The organism is Sporosarcina sp. Y1009, from assembly GCF_057669865.1.
In genome coordinates this window covers 31,788-50,267 of record NZ_JBYHFO010000021.1, presented here as the reverse complement: position 1 = coordinate 50,267, position 18,480 = coordinate 31,788, and the positions used below count along the sequence as shown (strand labels likewise).

Sequence of the window (18,480 nt, the reverse complement as noted above, 5' to 3'; positions counted from 1 at the left end):
ACCCTGGACTGAGCGCAGCGAGGGAAGCGGCAGGGAAAGATTGAACTGTATCTTTCCGCACTTCTCGCTCGCCCGCAGGAAAGCGTCCGCCCGGAACGTAGAACAACGGTATCAAAGACGAATTTGTGTTTTTGAAAAAGAAATTGCAGTACTCGAATATTTTTGTTGGTACATTCTCTTCAGTGATCGTTATTAATAAACCATCAATAACCTTCTATATATAATGAGATCAATGGTCTCATCCCGATACTAAATATGAATACAAATCCCAGGTAACAAAAAAGCACAGAGGAAATTTACTGGATTTCCTCCCGTGCTCAATGAATTTATCAACTCTGGCGAGAAGACTCCTTCCTCAAAATCTGAAAGATTTAGGTGGGAGATGAATCGCTGCTTTTAGTTACTAGAAATAGATTTAGTTAAATATAGTCATACCATTCAGACTTTGCTATAATTAAAATAGAATATATGTTTGGGGGTTCTGAGAAATGAAAAAAGCTTACTTTTCAAAGAGAGTCTATAAAAACTCGTTACCTAAAGTATTTGTGAAAGCTATTTCTCACGCGCTTCTTTCGTTCAACCGTGCCAAACATTTTGCTTTTCAAACACAAGTGTTAGAAAAACGTTCTGGTAGTTTAAAACGCCCCCAATCCCTTCAACTTACAGTGAAGAACCGATTTCAGTTAAATGATTACTATGCGAATTCAGCGGTTCAAACAGCAAATGCTCATATGAAGTCACAAAAAGAATTGAAGAAAATGTACATTGCTAACAAAGAAGAACAAATTAAATCGGCGAAAAGTAAAATTAAAGCTACAAAAAGGAAATTAACAACCTTGTCCAAGATTAAACAATCCTTCATTGAAGGTAATCCTAAATTCAATAAAACTTCTCGGGAACAGAAAAGGGGAAGCTTTTTTGTCGTTCAATTTAAAAATAAAACGGATATTTATGATCATGTATATGAATTTGAGCATCAGTATTTGGATGTTCAAATAAATGGTTTAAAAAGCCGATTAGGTAGATTAATTTTCCGTTTAGATAGATTACAAAAACAACTTAAATCTTTGAAAAGTAATACGAGAAGTGTCGTTTTTGGTCGTAAGAAGTTATTTAAAAGTCAATATACTTTACCGAAATATCAAGACAATCACGAAAATTGGGCTCATGAATGGAGGCAATCCCGCTATAATCAAATGACCATTAGTGGTAGAAGAGATGCAAAGTACGGAAACTTTGTCTTTTCTTATGAACCTGTGATGAAAAATCTTCACTTTATCACGCCAAACGGCGTGGCTGTTGTAATACCCAATCTTCTATTTCCATATGGACAAGATATAATTGAACAAGCGATCCAATTACAGATTGGGATGCCAATTGATTTGAAGAAAAAACAAGGGAGTCCTGTTGCTTGGTCCGTTGAAGACCATGGAGATTATTACATTTTTAAATGCATTTTAACGCTCCCTGAAAACGATTGTAAAAACCACAGTCGTTTAGACGGCCTATTAGGCGTGGATTTAAATGTAGACCATATTGCATGGTCCAACATCAATTCTAAAGGGCAACTTGTTAAATCAGGTGTTTACGGTTTCAATTTGGAAGGAAAGTCTACTGGTCAATCCATTAAAATAATTGAAGCAGAAGCCATTGCTTTGGTCAATTTAGCTGTCAAAATAAACAAACCTCTTGTGCTTGAAAAACTAAACACAACGAAATCAAAAGTGTCTAATCCGTATGGCAATCGAAAAGCAAATAGAAAAATGAGCGCATTTGCCTATAACCAGTTGATAACAGCTATTAAAAATCGTGCGGATAAAATGGGCGTTGCTGTATTTGAAGTAAACCCTGCTTACACTACACAAATTGGAAAAATGAAGTATATGAAGCGACTTGGTATTAGCATTCACCAAGCTGCCTCATACGTCATTGCCCGTAGAGCAATGGGATTCAAAGAAAAACTTCCACCAGTGTTGCATTCCCTGTTACCGGAGAAGATGACAGGTCTACATCATTGGGCGCAGTGGAAGTATGTCTCAACCTGCCTGAAAAGTATACGTGTACACACGTTCTACCAATCAGAACTTTTTGACCTAGCCAGTTTTCACTCAGGGAGTGGACTCTTTGTTTCAGGTGCTCTTACGGGCTTGGAACAAAAAAGTTTGGCGAAGGTAAAAAGTAGAAAAACCAACGCCTAGTTGAACGGGCGTTGGTCCTTTAGAGGTCCTTATTTTAGGAATCCCCTCCCTCAAAAATTCTTTGGAATTTTAGGGAGGGGTAGTTCAATATTTAACTTCAACCTTATCAAGCAATCGCTGTGTCATACCTTCATCGCGGTGTTGCTTTTTCTCTTTTTTGCTCATTTTTGCGTATTCCTTCAGGAAACTGTCGTATTTCGCAAGCACCTCTTTTGCGTCACCGTACTCCTTTAGCACGCCGTACTCCAGCCATAACACCTTCTCACAAAACTGTCTCATCTGTGCGATTGAGTGGCTGACAAAGAACATCGTCTTTCCTTGTTCCTTAAATTCATGCATTTTCGCCAAACTCTTTTCAGCGAACGCTTTATCTCCAACCGACAAGGCTTCATCAATAATTAAGATATCTGGATTCACCCGCACCGAAATTGAAAAACCGAGTCTTGACTTCATACCACTAGAATAAGATTTAACAGGCTGATCGATGAACTTTTCGATTTCCGCGAACTCAATAATTTCATCCTCCATGCCCAATATCTCTTTTTTAGAAAAACCAAGCATCAACAGTTTTAGCTCGATATTTTCTCGCCCTGTGAGTTTTCCGTCCAAACCCGCATTTACCGCGATTAACGCCACATCACCATCAATTTCCATGGCGCCAGATGTACTTGGAATAATCCCGGCGATCAGGTTCGCAAGCGTTGATTTCCCAGAACCATTCACACCTACAAAGCCTACAATATCACCCTTTTCAACATCAAATGACACATCGCGCAATGCATAAAAAGACTCCCCATATTCCTTATGCGGAAGAATCAGGTCAAGGATACGCTCTGACCTGTTTTCAAATAGCTTGTATTTTTTAGATACATTTTTAACAATAACTGATTTCGACATATAATTTCACTTCCATACTTACAGAAAGTCGATAAACTGACTTCTGAACTTTACGTGCAAATAAGAACCAATCATGAATAAGAAGAGTAATAATCCACAAAAGTATAGTGTGTACATTGGATTCTCTAAGAAATACCAGCTTTGACCTAATAACGCATTACGATACCCTTCAATGATATAGTAAAACGGATTCAGTTTTAACCACGGCTGCCAGCTTTCTGGTAGCAGGGTTGGTGGCCAAAGAAGTGGTGATAAATATAACAGCATGCGCATCATGGCTTGTAGCATCATCTGCACATCACGAACGATTGTTGCAAGCGTTGATGTAATCAGTGACAGACTAAACAGTAATGCTACAGCGGCAAATGTGTAAAGTGGTAACTGTAGATAATAAATGGATATCGGATACCCAAGAAATTGCAAGATGATAATCCCAATTCCTAATAAAATAAGATGCGGATAGAATTGAGATATAACAATATAATTTGGAATGACACTCATTGGAAAGTTCATCTTTGAAAGCATTCTTATTTTTTGATAAATCGACTTGGTCGCTTTCATTAACCCTTGGTTTAGGAAGAACCATACTAAGATCCCCGCAAATAACCATTGGAAATACTCTACATCTCCAATTGGTGCTCGTTGTCTAATTCCAAAGCCAAATACAAACCAATAAATCATGATTTGAATTGCTGGGTTAATAATCTCCCACGCGGCGCCTAAATAATTTCCACTTGTTTGGCTTTTTATCTCATATAAAGATAGTCTTCTGACGAGATGGAAATTTTTTATCTGTTCTTTTAATACGATAATTGAAGATTTCATATATCTTCCTCACTTGCCTTTTATCATTTTATCTAGTCAATAAACGTTTAACGACTCGTTCTGTAGCATGACCATCTTCTAGGTAACAATAACGGTCATGGAAAACTTTAAACGTTTCAGGTGAAGCATGTCCATTTTTAAGGGCATACTCTATCGCGTTAAATAAGTCTTCCTCATTCTCCACGATTGGGCCAGGTGCTTCTTTTTCAATATCAACATAAAAACCGCGCAGCCGATCTCGGTAATCTTCAATATCATACATATAAAATATAATCGGTCGATTCAAACCTGCGTAATCAAAAAAGACCGATGAATAATCCGTTATTAGTATATCACTAACTAGATACAAATCCGCAATATCAGGGTAGTTAGAGACATCCTTTACAAAATCTCCGTATGCTGTAAAGTCAAAGTTCTCAGCAACCAAATAGTGCATCCTAGTCAGTAGAACGAAGTCGTCACCAAAACGTTCCTTCATTTTATCTAATTCAAATTGAAATGTAAATTTATATTGACCAACTTTGAAATAGTCATCATCTCGCCATGTCGGCGCGTATAGAACAATCTTTTTATCGGCTGGGATTTTGAGACTTTCTGTAATGACAGCTATCTCATTTTTACTCGCTGTATATAATTTATCATTGCGTGGATAACCACTTTCAATGATCTCCCCATCATAGCCAAAAGCACTTTTAAATATTTCGCTTGAATACTTGTTTGGTGAAACTAGAAAAGACCAATTTTGCGTTTCTTTACGAATATCTTCTCTATATGATTTATTATCAGACCCTGGAATATGAATTTCGTCAATATCAAGCCCTAATTTCTTCAAAGGTGTTCCATGCCAAGTTTGTAAATAAATCGTTCCATTTGGTTTTGGCATCCAAATAGGTAAACGAACATTATTCACCCAATATTTAGCTCTCGGCTTCGTTAAAAACCACTTCAGTGTAAAACGTTTCATATATGGAATCTCAAGTGCATTAAAAAGTTCAACACTTCTACGATCAATACTCCAAATCAATTCGAAATTTGGGTGATTTTTCGCTAGATATTTAAATATGGCACGAGGGCTATCACTATATTGTTTACCATGAAAACTTTCAAATATGATTAAGTTCTTTTTTTTCGGCAATAAACCTAGTGCTAGAAAAACGGTTTTAAACAGTAAAAGGATGATCTTAGATTGCTTAATTTTCGTGACCACGTTTCTCCCTCAATTCCAAAATCAACATTTCTCCGTGCTCTTAGAGAATGTTTGATGTTTCATTTATCAAATGGTGTGAATCAATTCAGTAGAAAAACAACCCGCATCCCGTTGCTTTCGAAAAAGTAACGAGGATACGGGCAGATTTCAATTCATTAACCTTTTTTAACTTTTGTCAAATCTTGCTTAATCTTAGTTGTTGAAATCCCAACCGTTCTTGGTAGATAGACAACTTCACATTGTTCTTTCAGAAAATCGAATTTCCCTGTCCAATCATCACCCATGACAAAAACGTCAACACCATGATTTTTAACATCTTCTATTTTTTGTTCCCAAGTATGTTCAGGAATTACTTCGTCCACGTAACGGATTGCTTCAAGAATCAATTTACGTTGTTCAAAGCTATAGTATGCTTCTTTTCCTTTTAGCGCATTAAATTCATCGGATGAAATTGCAACAATTAGATAATCGCCGTACTCTTTCGCGCGGCGTAGTATATTTATATGTCCTGTGTGAAGTAAATCAAACGTACCGTACGTGATTACTTTCTTCATTAGGAAAACCTCCGTTAGTTTGTAAGAAATGAGTCTATATATTAGTTAGTAGTAGTATAATTTATATTTTGCTGCGTGTTTATTCGCAGATAATCTATATTATACATTATTTTCACCTAAATTCATATAGTACTAATTCCCACCCGTTTCGACAAAAAAATAGCCATATGCGATTATGCTCGCATATGGCCATAGTTTGTTAGTTTTTGATTTTAATATATTCAGTTCCGTTTTTGCCGCCGCTTACCCATGCTTGTTCACCATTATAGGTAATTTGGTACCATTCATTACTACGAATGATTTTGTTGTTATTATCTAAAATTGCCGCTAATAACGTTCCATTATTCACACGTGCAATTGGCGTATTCGATGTGTTTGGTTCCGGACGAATCGCCAATGTCGAACTACCCGTAGATACTTCTAGTAGATTCAACAATGTTACATAGTCGCCGTGCACCCATCCTGTTTTCCCATCGTAAGTCACCTTATCCCAAGTTCCATTTGTCCCGAAGATTTCGATCTTAGAACCGTTTGGAATACTTGCGATAACGGGTGATCCCGTGTTCGGTTCCTCGCGTAGGTTTAAGTTATTCGGCGTTGAAGTTAAGCCGTAAACTGCGCTCGGATAATCAATCGATGTCCCTGGGTCTGGCGTGCTGCCATCATAATAATCCGGATCTCCTGATTTTGCTGGCTGATTCACATACTTTGGTACGTCGTAGACAAGTACGTATCTATCTAACAAGTCATAGATTCGTTTAATATTAGAGGTTTGTTTAAGTGCCCAAGCGACGTCTGTTGCATATTGTGGATGTCCTGGATTGATTGGATTCCATCTCATTTTGTATATCGTATCTTGACCTCTAGCAATATACGTATTGATGAAAGCTGCTCCGCCAATAATCGCTTCTTCTGGCGTGAACCATCCTTCATCAAATGCTTTTTTTGCACCGCAGTCTAAGGGACAACTATCGACTGCTCCAATTCCATACATATTGTAAACCGTAAACACTGCATCTTTTGGTGCAACAACTTTCCCATTATTATCAACGGGAACACCTTGTGCAAGGGCAGAACTTCCATTTCCAGTTTCCAACAATGCATGGGAAATTAAATATGCTTCGTTAACATCATAACTTGTTCCAGCATCGATAAACGCCTGCGCTTTACCCGTTAGTGTCCCATGATTATTTAATATCTTTTGGTTGACTTCACCTGCATGTAAAGCTGCTGGTTGTGATAATACTAGAAACTGATAAAAGTCAGCAGAATTAATATTAAAGTTTGACGAGTTGATATAGTATTCAACTTGCGGTCTAGAAGCATTTACCCAACCACCGTTTTTTCCAGAAACTTGAGGTGATCTGCCCATCTGAATATCAACTGCTCTTTTAAAATCAGTATTGTATTGGGTTGTTTTTGTAATGACTCTGTCAGTACTTACATCTTTTTGATGGATATATCCAGTAACTGACTTGCCGTTATTAACCACAGTTGTCGAATACCAGTTCGGAGAAAACGTTCTGAACTCCAAATAGTTTCCTTTGTTATAACTCTTCAAGACTTGTGAACTCTTTGCAGCTTTTGAATAAATATTTGTCGGTGTGACGACAGCAATTCCACTAAGGGGTTCGCTTTCATCAAAGATACCTTCAACATGACCTTTATGAATATAGCCTTTTACCTTAGCACCATTCACAATAACACCAGTTTCATACCAGTTACTAGATAAAGTTTTATACTTCAAAATAGTTCCTTCAGCGTACGTTTTAAGCGCGCTTGCATTCGGTGAAGGGCTAGCATATACGGCAGTCCTGTTTTTCAAACCGATTCCACTTAAACTAACCTGGTGAGCAACCGTTGCATCAACATGACTTTTATGGATAAAACCAGTCCTTGCTTTTCCCTTAATATAAACTGTGGCTTTGTACCAGTCACTTGTATAATTTCTATACTGTAGAATTGTTCCACTTTTATAGGTTTTTAAAGTTCCAGAACCCGTTGAAGCTCTCGAATATACCGCGGTGGGATTAAGAATAGCTAGGCCTTTTAAAACCTCGGCAGATTCAACGCCATTTTCAACATGGGATTTATGAATATAGCCTGTCGTTCTTACACCACCTAAAATCACAGTGGTTTCATACCACTCACTTGTAAATGTCTTATATTTTAATAGTGAGCCGATTGGATAGGTTTTCAATTTTTTCGAATTTGTCCTGGTAGACGCATAAACAGCTGTCGAAGATTGTAACGCAATCCCTTCCAAGGAAGTTTGATTTTCAACTGACGTATCTACGTCAGCTTTATTGATATAGCCGCTATATTTCTTACCTTTAACCGTAACATTTGTCGTATACCAGTCTGCCGAGTGTTCTCTATACAGTAATATTGATCCTTCGCTGTACGCTTTCAGCACATTAGAACCAGTTTTGGTGTCAGCATAGACATTTGTCGAACTTTTAAGTGCGACCCCTTTGTAGACGACAGATGCTTGTACTTTGCTATCGCCAATTGGAACTAACACTAAAGACAAGACTAGTAAAAAGCTTAGTAAAACTATTATTCTATTTTTTATTTTTCCCAAAAAATAAAATGCCTCCTTTATATATTATTTGCTGTTCATAGATTCATTATGGAAAGAAAATATCAATATGTAAAGAGCTTTCGTGAAACTTGCAGATTTCTATCAAATCACGCCATATTTCGACTATACTCATTTACCCAATAAAAAAAACAGGAGTAAGTGTCTTTACTCCTGCTCACAGTTCTTATTTACTTTGCTTCAATTTCATTTAGAGTCTAAATACTTAATTCTACCTGTAAAAAATTGAGTTAGTTTTGTTTGATAAAACAGAAAAGCCCATCCGATTGATGTTGAAATCGTTAGGAATACCATGATAATCACATAACTGAAAAAGTTTTCCCCAAACGTTAACGAAAGTCTAACAAAATACGGCAGGATGATCATATGGGTTAAATAAATGAAAAATGAAAAATGACTTATCATCATTAGTGCTCGATTATTGAAATTGAATTTACGTATTACTACAACTAGAAAGAAGAATACGCAAACTGCGAATAGCATCATATCGTAGCGATCACTTGAAATTCTCGTATAGCCTCTGAATTTAATATCGTAAAGCATCACGCCATAGGATAATATACAGGCCACAACTGGAATCCAAATTTTGTTATTCAAAAATGTGAAAATCCGATCATAATATTGACCAATATAAAATGCAGCCACAAAATAGAATAGCCATGCAAATAGATGGACCCGATACCAAAAAGGAAATTTCGTTTCAATGAATTCGTTATACTCCGGCATATGTACATAACAATAGATATGGACGAAAGAAATAATAAACGATATGAGCAAGGGACCAATTGGGTTTATTTTCGCAAGGTATTTTCCTATTAGCCAGTGTAATAGATAAAACTGGAAAATAACTAAGACGAAAAATCCATACCAATATCCAAATAATACTTTATGTGTAAATACTTCTACAAATGAGTTCCAGTCTCTTGCGGATGCTCGGTAACTCACGATTGCCCCTATGAGTACATAAGGAATGAAAATATAGCGCAATCTTTTTAGAAAGAATCCCTTTGGTAATTTAGAAGGATAATTTTTCGAAATCAGTGTTTCTGAAATAAGTATAAAAATTGGTGTGGAACATAGGAGTGCGTATCGTATAAGCACAATGTATCGATCAGAAGTTAAATCCACATCAACATTTTTCAAATAATTAGAAATGGCATGTGTAGCAACAACAAAAATACAAGCAATTGCTCGTATTATGTTAATTTCATTTAAATGTTGTTTCGGTTTAATCATGTTTTTGTATTCTCCCTACAATTTCTTGTGGATAATGAAAAATATTACCCAGAGAAATGATACTGAGCGCATTAATGTAAGCTAATGATCTCGTTGTATATTCTTTCACAGTTTGACATGTCTATTTGGTCGAATACTAGATTTTTTTTGTCGGTCACTTCTTGTTTTTCTGCAAACTCATTTATTAAGTAGTGTTCGATTGAATCCACTAAGGCTTCTTCAGTTTTACAGATATCACCTAAAAAGGTTTCTTCAATCGGTCTTAAAATACCGTGTTTAAAGAATGTTTCTGAGTCGAAATGGTAAAAGATAATTGGTTTGGACATGTAATTGAAATCAAATGAGACAGAAGAATAATCTGTAATCATCAATTTGTTTTCAATTAATAAATCTTGTACATTTTCTTCTCCTAATTCAATAATACTGACCCGGTCGGTTTCTAGTGCTTCGAAGTGTTCGATAAACTGCTGCATGCGGTAATGTGGATACACATTTAAGTTTACATTATATTTGTTTAGCAAATGCAGTAGTTTTTCGTTTGAAATTAGCCCCTTATAGCGGCTGAAGTATTCCGATTCCATAAAGTCTTCCTCTGTATTCAGCCATTCGCGCCAAGTCGGGATTAACAGAATGGACCTTTCTACATTATTATCTTTAAGTAGCGCGTCAAAACGTGAAAGTCCGGTAACTTTAACCTCATCTTCATCATAACCAAATTCGTGTGTAACTAATTCTTTTTCTGATTCCGAACTTACGCAAAACATTTGAAATGGATCAAGATAGAAGTATTTATGGTATTCCACATTTTTTCTACCGAGGACGCCATGTTGAAGGAAAACTCTCTTCCCTCTTTTGTAATTATCCATGACCGAGCTTTTAACTGGTAAGATATACTCCAAATCATGGGACCCAATAAATGTGTTTGCTAGTAAGGATACCCTCAGATGTTCCATCGTTCCTAAGAACAGAACATTGCCCAGTTGCTCAATGTTTTTAACATCCGCAGCATTCTCATCAATCGCATAGTAAATCTTCTTGTTCGGGTATTTTTCACGACAGTATTTGAAGAAATGGTAGCCTGTGTCTTGTGCAGTATCCGGTCGTTCACCGATAATCCAAATATCTTCACCATTATTTTTCAGTCTATCTAGATATTTACCGTACCGAATATAATTCATTTTTTCTTTGTTATAAGCATAACTCTCAATTTTTATATTGCCACGCGGTGTTAGCGTTAAATAGTTTCTATAAAATTGGTTATTTTGTTTATAAGAATACTTTAAACGATAATCATCTTTATAGTATTTATATTTTGTTACGCCTAATTTTCTCTCCGCAACTTCATTTTTATAATGTACTCGAATGTAGAGATCGAGAATATCTTTATCATTTTGTTGCAGACTACAAATACGTTCTAATGATATCTCTGCAGAAAATCCAGCATAAGTATAGTCAAATCCCCCACCCGACATTTTCTTTTTAGTGGGTATATTCTTTAAAGGTAAGGCTATTTCAAGTTCGTTTTCACGATTCCTAATGACTAAGTAACGCTCCAATGAGTTTTCCTCATTAAAATTGATAGCTTCTAAATAGGCATATCCATTTAAGATGAGTTTATTGTTTTTGATTCGATAAGATGTCAAATCCCGTTGAATCGTAAGGGAACTTAAAGAGATAGACACATGTCCATGAATCGTTCGGTAAAAGAAAATTTGGAAAAGGGATTCAGCTTCAAGTTTTTTGCGCGTGTCAAACGCCAATGAATCTGTTTCCTGACTTTTTTTGATTTGAAAGCGAAAAAAGTGATCTGTTTCATTGATCGTAAGTTGTAAATAAGCATCCCACCGTGAATTTTGTAGTTCAATTGGCAAAAGCTCATGATAATCTAATTGGAATTTCAAGTTATGGTGATCTTCCGATTCGTACATATTGACAGGAATTAACGTGATCTCATCCGTATTTCTTTGTCTGAACACCATATGATACGTACGCTGTTTTTCATGTTTCGGTAAATCTTCCTTATTAATGATTCCATGGAGCATTACCTGATTGTCAATTGTCTCACCGTTCAAACTTTGGACGGTGATATTTGCTATTTTACATAAAAGAGATAAGGAATCTTTTTTCGTTCTATAGTTGACCAACTCTCTAGATTCTAGTTCCGTTTTACGAAATAACGAATTTTCATCGATTTTTGCATCGTCATACAATTTCACTCTAAATGTTCGGCCGTCTGCTAAAAGTAAATAGTAGTCGTATATACCTTTAAACGACTCAAGTATAGAAATGTCTATTGTTGCTTGCCATATATTTTTTTCTGGCCATGTAATCGGAAATTCATATTGAAGGGTCGATCCACGTTTCTTAATCAGTAATGAAAAATACTGCTGTAATTCTACATCAATCGAGGCTTTGCCTTTAATATAAAATCCTGTTGAATTATGGACTACGCTCTGTACAGAATTGGAAATTCGCTTTGACGTAAATTTCAGTAGCGCGCTACTTATTTCATGTGTTGAATCATTAAGCATCATTGATGTAATGCTTAAATTTCCGTATTTAGTGCTATATGGCTCTATAGCTAATTCATTATTATCTTCTATGATAGAATGTTTTTGAAGGTTTTTTTGGACATACTCATTAGCAGACAAACGGATTTCGAAGTTATTAATGGAAATGAAAAAACTCCACTTACTAATATCTTTTTCCATTAAATGAGGCATATCCAAGAAGTTAACGGTAGCGATCAAGGTCTGATCACCATCATCAATGTAACTGCAAGGAAACTTATAAGACCTATTGGGGTTCCCCATATCTTTAAGCATCAATTGGTAATTATTATCTCTGTTCTTAACGGCTCGACCACATATTTTCACTTGCATCAAATTATCATTAAAAGTTAATGAGGTGACTTTTGCGCTGCCTGTTTTAAAATGACGAATTTTACTTTTCGTGATTCTAAGTACTTTCTTAACTTTATGCATTATGTTTGGTCTGTGCTTCATTTTCATCCTCCTGAATTTCTCCAATACGACTACATATACATCCATTGCTATATATTTGATTCTATTAGTATCATTTCTCCGTCATTTAGCATTTAGCCTAATCGGTTATTTTCATGATATACTTAACACACTTTTTATTACTCATAAGAGAATACCATAAAAAATATTTTTTCGCCCGTAATCCTTCTGTAATCCCTACAAGGCTATTCTTATTTAACATAATTTTTTTAAGGAGAAAACAACATGCCCGCTATTTCTATTATTATGCCCATCCATAACACAGAGGAGTTTTTAGAGCAGAGTATACAGTCAGTTCTACAACAAACACATCAGGACTTTGAGTTACTTTTACTTAACGATAATAGTATGGATAATAGTAAACAAATTATCGATAAGTTCGCTAAAATAGATAATCGGATTAAAGCATTTCACTTCACTAACAAGCGCGGTGTAGGTGCTTTACGTAATTATGGCATTGATATGTCAACTGGAAAATATATATATTTCCTGGATAGTGATGACTTTTTGGCATCGAACACATTGCAGTTACTCATTGAAAACATTCAAGAATTCGATTTCCTGTCTGGTAGTGAAACTAGAGCTGATGTCAGTCTCGATGAAAATACTGATCAAGAAGCCACCGACATTAAAGTAGACATTTTTTCTGATAATAAATTCAAGTTAATCCAAAACATGTCTGTTTTAAATCGATTATTCTTAAAAGAATTTGTCGAAAATAATCACATTAAGTTCGCTGAAGATGTGGAATTATATTCAGATTTGCCTTTTTTAATCCATGCCTTTTCTTTATCTAGAGATGTTCCTTATTTAAAAGAATCTGTTTATTTTAAACGAAGACGGAATGATCCTATTTCGAACCCTTCTCTCAGTCAAATGGATTTGAAGTTTTTGACGCATGATTTCCTACACGTTAATAAGACATTAAAAAACCTATATGCTGACGATAAAAGTATTATTAGGTTCTTAGATCGTCAATTGCTCGATTTTTATCGTGGTCCACTCGTCACTTATTTTAAAAACAAAAACAATGTAGGTATCATTTTCGAAAAGTTAAGTATCGCAATGAAGGAATTGGATCCTAGTCTCGTCAACTCAAGTCCTTTTTCAACAAAAAAGGAAATTAAAATCATCCAATCTGGAAATGTGAATCGCTTTAAAAAACTAAACCTAAAACATCAGCGGCTACGAAATCTTAAAACAGCTTTAAAAGGACGAAGACGACTTTATATTCAACTTTATCGTTCAGTGTTTTTAAAAATGCCAATGAAGAAGAAAACTATCGTTTTTGAAAGTTTTTTAGGTAAATCCTATTCAGATAGTCCGAAGTACATTTACGAGTATATGGTGAATCATAAGATGGACTACGACTATGTTTGGGTTTTCAACGAAAAGAAAAAGATTCCCGGCAATGCTACTCAAGTAAAACGGTTCAGTTTAAGATATTTTTATCACCTTGCACGCGCTAAGTATTGGGTAAGTAATTCAAGACTTCCGATTACATTAGACAAGAGAAGTGGAAACATCTATTTACAAACTTGGCATGGGACGCCTTTGAAGCAATTGGTTTTTGATATGGAGGATGTGTATTCTGCTGACCCAGAATATAAACCGAACTTTTATAAACAATCGAGAAGATGGGATTATTTAAGTTCACCAAACGCTTATTCTTCTGAAATATTCCGCAGCGCATTTAAGTATGAAAAAGAATTGTTAGAGTTTGGATATCCTCGGAATGATATTTTGTATACGCATAATAATCGTGAAGATATCTCGAAATTGAAAGCACGTATGAAACTGCCGTTAGATAAAAAAGTGGTTTTGTATGCGCCGACTTGGCGAGACGATGAATTCTTTTCGGCCGGGAAATATAAATTCACTTTGCAGCTTGAGTTAGTCAAGCTGCAAGCATCGCTTGGTGACGAATATATTGTATTGCTCCGTATGCATTATTTTATTGCTAACCAATTGGATACAGCAGAATATGATGGGTTTGTGTATGACTTTTCAAGCTATGATGATATTGCCGAACTTTACTTGGTTTCGGATTTGTTAATCACAGATTACTCCTCTGTCTTTTTCGATTATGCAAACTTAGAAAGACCCATACTATTTTACACATATGATTTAGAAAATTATCGAGATAAGCTTAGGGGATTTTATCTTGATATTGAAAAAGAAGTACCAGGCCCATTGCTTCGGACGACCGAAGAAGTCATTCATGCGATTTCTACGATTGATGACGTTAAAAAAGAATACGAGGATAAGTATCATTCTTTTTATGAACGATTTTGTATGTGGGATGATGGGCAAGCGTCAGAGAACACCGTCAAGGCAGTGTTTAAATAAGTTATTTGTATAGTAGTGGAAAAGGTTAAGGAAATCATGCGATTTTCCTTAACCTTTCTTATTTGGGGACTATTTTGGCTTTGGGCTTTGGTTGATTTCCCGCCATTTACCAATTGCTTTTTTTAGTGTATTGTTGTTTTATAAGATTTACATGATTCAGAACTTATTTTCTAGCGAAGTATTGGAGGGTGAAGATGTTTACAAGAAATCAAAAGTATTCAGTTAAGCTTATTCTAAATGCAATTATTTTTATGAGTCTTCTTATTATGGGAATGCAATTTACACCGTTTCGCTTCATGAGTAAGGAAGCTTTAATCGGCCCCGTAATTATTTTACTATCTGTTCTCATTTACTATTTAATCATTAATCGATCACTAATCACGACCAAGAACTCGTTCATTATCACATCTCTTACGGCAGTTTTTTTCATCTATTATATTGCTAACTTTACGACACGCCACCCTTTGAAGCCTCAGTATATGATTTATTTAGCAATTATCTTTATCATCTTCCTTCTCATTAGCACATTTAAAGATCATATATTGTTCATGCCTGCAACGATTGTTTTCGTTTTTTTGTATGTCAATTTTCTCTTTTTGCCGAGAATCATTACGGATATGGCATTTACAAACGCAAACTCTAACGGCATCATTGCATTTTTATTGTTGTTTTTTTGTCTGATAAATTTTAAGGAATCGAATATCGCTCTTAGATTAATGAATATCTACAACACTTTATTTTTACTCTTTGCGCTTTTTATCGTCGCAACATCTCGTGCAGCCATGCTCGCTTTTTTAGTTGTTATTTTCGTTTACTTAATCGCAAAGAAAATACATAAATTCATCTTTCCTCTTATTGCACTGCTTATTTTGGGTGGACAAGCCTTTACGCTGTTTTATATGAAAGCGAAAGGGACGACTATTGGGACGACACTAAACACCTTAACGGAAAAGTATACAGGGAAAAGGTTCTTCTCTGGTCGGGACCGGGTTTGGAACGAATCATTAGATGATGTCTTTCAGTCTGGCAACATTTGGACAGGGTTGGGGAACAATACTCAGCACGGTGAGTTTAATGGTTATTTACATAATGCTTATGTTCAACTAGTTTACCAATCTGGTATTGTAGGCTTACTTTTAATGTCTGCACTGCTGTTAGCTATTGCGTTTTTTGCTACGAAAGTGAAAAAAGAAGCGATCGACCATCGTTTTAGCGTGTTATTTGCTTATTTTGTTGGGATTTTGTTTTTACAAGTATTTGAAGGTCATTTAATTTATAAGTTTGAAATAATTGCTTTGCTCTGCTGGATTTTCATTGCTTTATTTGTGAATAAAGTCTTGTTGAATACAGACAAAACGAAGTCGGATTTTTATTAACCATTGGAATACAAATGACGGAGGCTTATAAATGAAGAAAAAATTTCTAAAGATAGGCATTTATCTAATGATTTTCGCTTTACTTATTCAATTGTCCCCTACTAACACGTTTGCAGAAAATGAAGGGTTCGAAATGGATACCCCTCAAACCAAAGTTGTGTTGTTTGCTGTCGATGAAGGCAACGAAGTTGAACTGTTCGAAGATTTCAAACTAGAAGAAATGATGATTTCTATTCCAGAAGGAACTTCTGTTGATTTAGTTGAGCGACATGAGGAATATTCACAGGTTGAGTACTTGTCCATTTCTTCTGATGTTGAATCTTTGTTGACAGGATTTGTTTCCAATGTTCACGTTGTTCATTCGGAAGATGTGGGTGAGTTCATACAACAAAGAGCTGAGATGAATTTACCCGATGAAGTTGTGCCTGAAGAAATTGAAGTTGAAGAAGACATTACTCCAGAAGAACCAGTGTTGGAAAATGACATACCTGTATTAAAAGCGCAACAGGTAGAGGATGAATCTGCTGAAGTTAATGCGCTAGCTTCTTCGAATATTATTAAGGGTGTCGCACTAAATGCACCGACAAAAGTTTACGCTGATATGTCAACTACGTCTGTTGCATTAAAGTCATATAATCAAGGACATATCTTACAATTCCGAGCGCATACCGCTGATTGGTATATTGCTACAGTTTACATAAGTGGTGAAGCACGTGCTGGTTATATACATAAAAATGATGTCGATGTTTTAATTGATCAACAACGTGTTGAGGGATATGCAGCTGTACAATCTGTAAATGTCTATCAAAATGCAACACGAAATAGCGGCGTGTTAAAAAGTTACAATCACGGCGCTAAACTTATTTATCGAACTTTTTCATCACAGTGGTATCAAGCGACAGTCATTATTAATGGTAAATCACAGACTGGTTATATTCATACAAATGATGTCAGTATTGAATTACCAACTCAAGTTCCCTTAAAAGGACTAGCTATCGCTAATCAGGTTTCAGTATATAGCACGACTTCTACGAGTTCGGCAGTATTAAAATCTTATTCACAGGGCCATATTCTTTCGTATCGAACGTTTAATAATGCTTGGTATCAAGCAACAGTCTATGTGAATGGACAAGCTCGGACTGGCTTTATTAGCGTCAACGATGTCGAAACGATTAACCCTGTTCAAGCTTCGTTAAAAGGGATTGGAACCATGAGTCCAACTAAGGTCTATGCGTCTGCCACAACTAATTCAAGAGTTTTAAAAAGTTATAGTCAAGGTCATATTTTACACTATAAATCCTTTACTTCTGGCTGGTATGAAGCGCGGGTTATCATAAACGGTAAAGCCCAAACTGGATATATCAAACGTAGTGATGTTGAAAATATCGTGGGTAATCAACAGAAAATAAGAGGCGCTGCCATGCAAAGCCCTACTCATGTTTTTTCTAAGGCAACTACTTCGTCAAATGTCTTAAAAAGTTATTCCTTTGCAACAGGGTTAACCTATCGGACTTTTAGCGAGAACTGGTATCAGGCTACTGTCTATGTAAATGGTAAAGCAACAACGGGTTATATTCATAAAAGCCATGTCGTGAATGTTTCCGGAAAGAGAATTGTTTTAGATCCAGGTCACGGTGGTTCTGATCCCGGTGCTATAGCCCCTGGCATTGTTGAAAAAGAACTCAACTTAGACATTTCTATGCGAACAAGAAGTTTATTGAAGAATGCGGGTTTTGATGTTGTTATGACGCGCACGACGGACGTTTTTGTAGAGTTGGCAGATCGAGCCGCGGTCGCCAATAGCGCAAATGCCGATATATTCATTAGTATTCACGGTAATTCATTTAACGGAGTTGCTCGAGGAGTCGAGACTTTCTGGTACGGCAAGTATGAAAAGGAAAATAGTATTCGTCTTGCACATGCTTTACAAAACAATGTTGTTCGTTCAACGACCATTTCCTACCGCAGAGTGGCTGAAGGTAATTTCCATGTCATTCGGGAAACGAAAATTCCAAGTGCGTTACTAGAAGTCGGTTTTATCGATCACCCAGCTGACGCAGAAAAATTGAAGCAAAGTAAGTATAGACAACTCGCTGCCGAGGGAATTATGCACGGAGTGTTGGATTATTTTAAGTAATTTATAATAATATGGGAGTGCTTGAATGATTTATTGTTCAAGCACTCTTTTTATATACTTATATACGCAGTTAAAA

General features: G+C 35.9%; 11 protein-coding genes. 4 read left to right on the top strand and 7 right to left on the bottom strand.

Going from position 1 to position 18,480, the window contains the following annotated elements; genetic code table 11:
• Positions 1–488: 488 nt before the first annotated feature.
• Complete coding sequence (locus AC25Y1_RS17605; RefSeq protein WP_488149308.1) at positions 489–2,198, top strand: IS200/IS605 family accessory protein TnpB-related protein; 1,710 nt, start codon at positions 489–491, stop codon at positions 2,196–2,198.
• Between the two features lie 84 nt (positions 2,199–2,282).
• Here AC25Y1_RS17605 and tagH read toward each other — a convergent pair whose 3' ends face one another.
• From tagH to AC25Y1_RS17570, 7 genes are all read right to left on the bottom strand, one after another.
• Positions 2,283–3,095 (bottom strand): teichoic acids export ABC transporter ATP-binding subunit TagH, encoded by an 813-nt coding sequence (gene tagH, locus AC25Y1_RS17600; protein WP_488149307.1) that lies wholly within the window; start codon positions 3,093–3,095, stop codon positions 2,283–2,285.
• A gap of 18 nt (positions 3,096–3,113) precedes the next feature.
• Entirely contained in the window at positions 3,114–3,920 is an 807-nt protein-coding gene (locus tag AC25Y1_RS17595; protein ID WP_488149306.1) for an ABC transporter permease, read from the bottom strand.
• Between the two features lie 28 nt (positions 3,921–3,948).
• The gene (locus AC25Y1_RS17590) at positions 3,949–5,127 is read right to left on the bottom strand and encodes a CDP-glycerol glycerophosphotransferase family protein (protein WP_488149305.1); all 1,179 of its coding nucleotides are present in this window, start codon (positions 5,125–5,127) and stop codon (positions 3,949–3,951) included.
• A gap of 155 nt (positions 5,128–5,282) precedes the next feature.
• Positions 5,283–5,681 carry a glycerol-3-phosphate cytidylyltransferase gene (gene tagD, locus AC25Y1_RS17585; RefSeq protein ID WP_488149304.1) on the bottom strand — a complete coding sequence of 133 codons (399 nt, stop codon included), beginning with the start codon at positions 5,679–5,681 and terminating at the stop codon, positions 5,283–5,285.
• 199 nt (positions 5,682–5,880) lie between these two features.
• Positions 5,881–8,265 (bottom strand): SH3 domain-containing protein, encoded by a 2,385-nt coding sequence (locus AC25Y1_RS17580; RefSeq protein ID WP_488149303.1) that lies wholly within the window; start codon positions 8,263–8,265, stop codon positions 5,881–5,883.
• Between the two features lie 204 nt (positions 8,266–8,469).
• The gene (locus AC25Y1_RS17575; protein WP_488149302.1) at positions 8,470–9,519 is read right to left on the bottom strand and encodes an acyltransferase family protein; all 1,050 of its coding nucleotides are present in this window, start codon (positions 9,517–9,519) and stop codon (positions 8,470–8,472) included.
• A gap of 71 nt (positions 9,520–9,590) precedes the next feature.
• Complete coding sequence (locus tag AC25Y1_RS17570) at positions 9,591–12,524, bottom strand: CDP-glycerol glycerophosphotransferase family protein (protein WP_488149301.1); 2,934 nt, start codon at positions 12,522–12,524, stop codon at positions 9,591–9,593.
• 243 nt (positions 12,525–12,767) lie between these two features.
• Between AC25Y1_RS17570 and AC25Y1_RS17565 the strand changes: the two genes are divergently transcribed.
• The 3 genes from AC25Y1_RS17565 (at position 12,768) to AC25Y1_RS17555 (ending at position 18,404) form a co-directional block, all read left to right on the top strand.
• Positions 12,768–14,891: a bifunctional glycosyltransferase/CDP-glycerol:glycerophosphate glycerophosphotransferase gene (locus AC25Y1_RS17565; RefSeq protein WP_488149300.1), complete on the top strand. Its 2,124-nt coding sequence runs from the start codon at positions 12,768–12,770 to the stop codon at positions 14,889–14,891.
• A gap of 194 nt (positions 14,892–15,085) precedes the next feature.
• Positions 15,086–16,267 (top strand): O-antigen ligase family protein, encoded by a 1,182-nt coding sequence (locus AC25Y1_RS17560; RefSeq protein ID WP_488149299.1) that lies wholly within the window; start codon positions 15,086–15,088, stop codon positions 16,265–16,267.
• Positions 16,268–16,298: 31 nt separating this feature from the next.
• A complete protein-coding gene (locus AC25Y1_RS17555; RefSeq protein WP_488149298.1) occupies positions 16,299–18,404 on the top strand; it encodes an N-acetylmuramoyl-L-alanine amidase in 2,106 nt (701 codons plus the stop codon).
• The last annotated feature ends 76 nt before the right edge of the window (positions 18,405–18,480 follow it).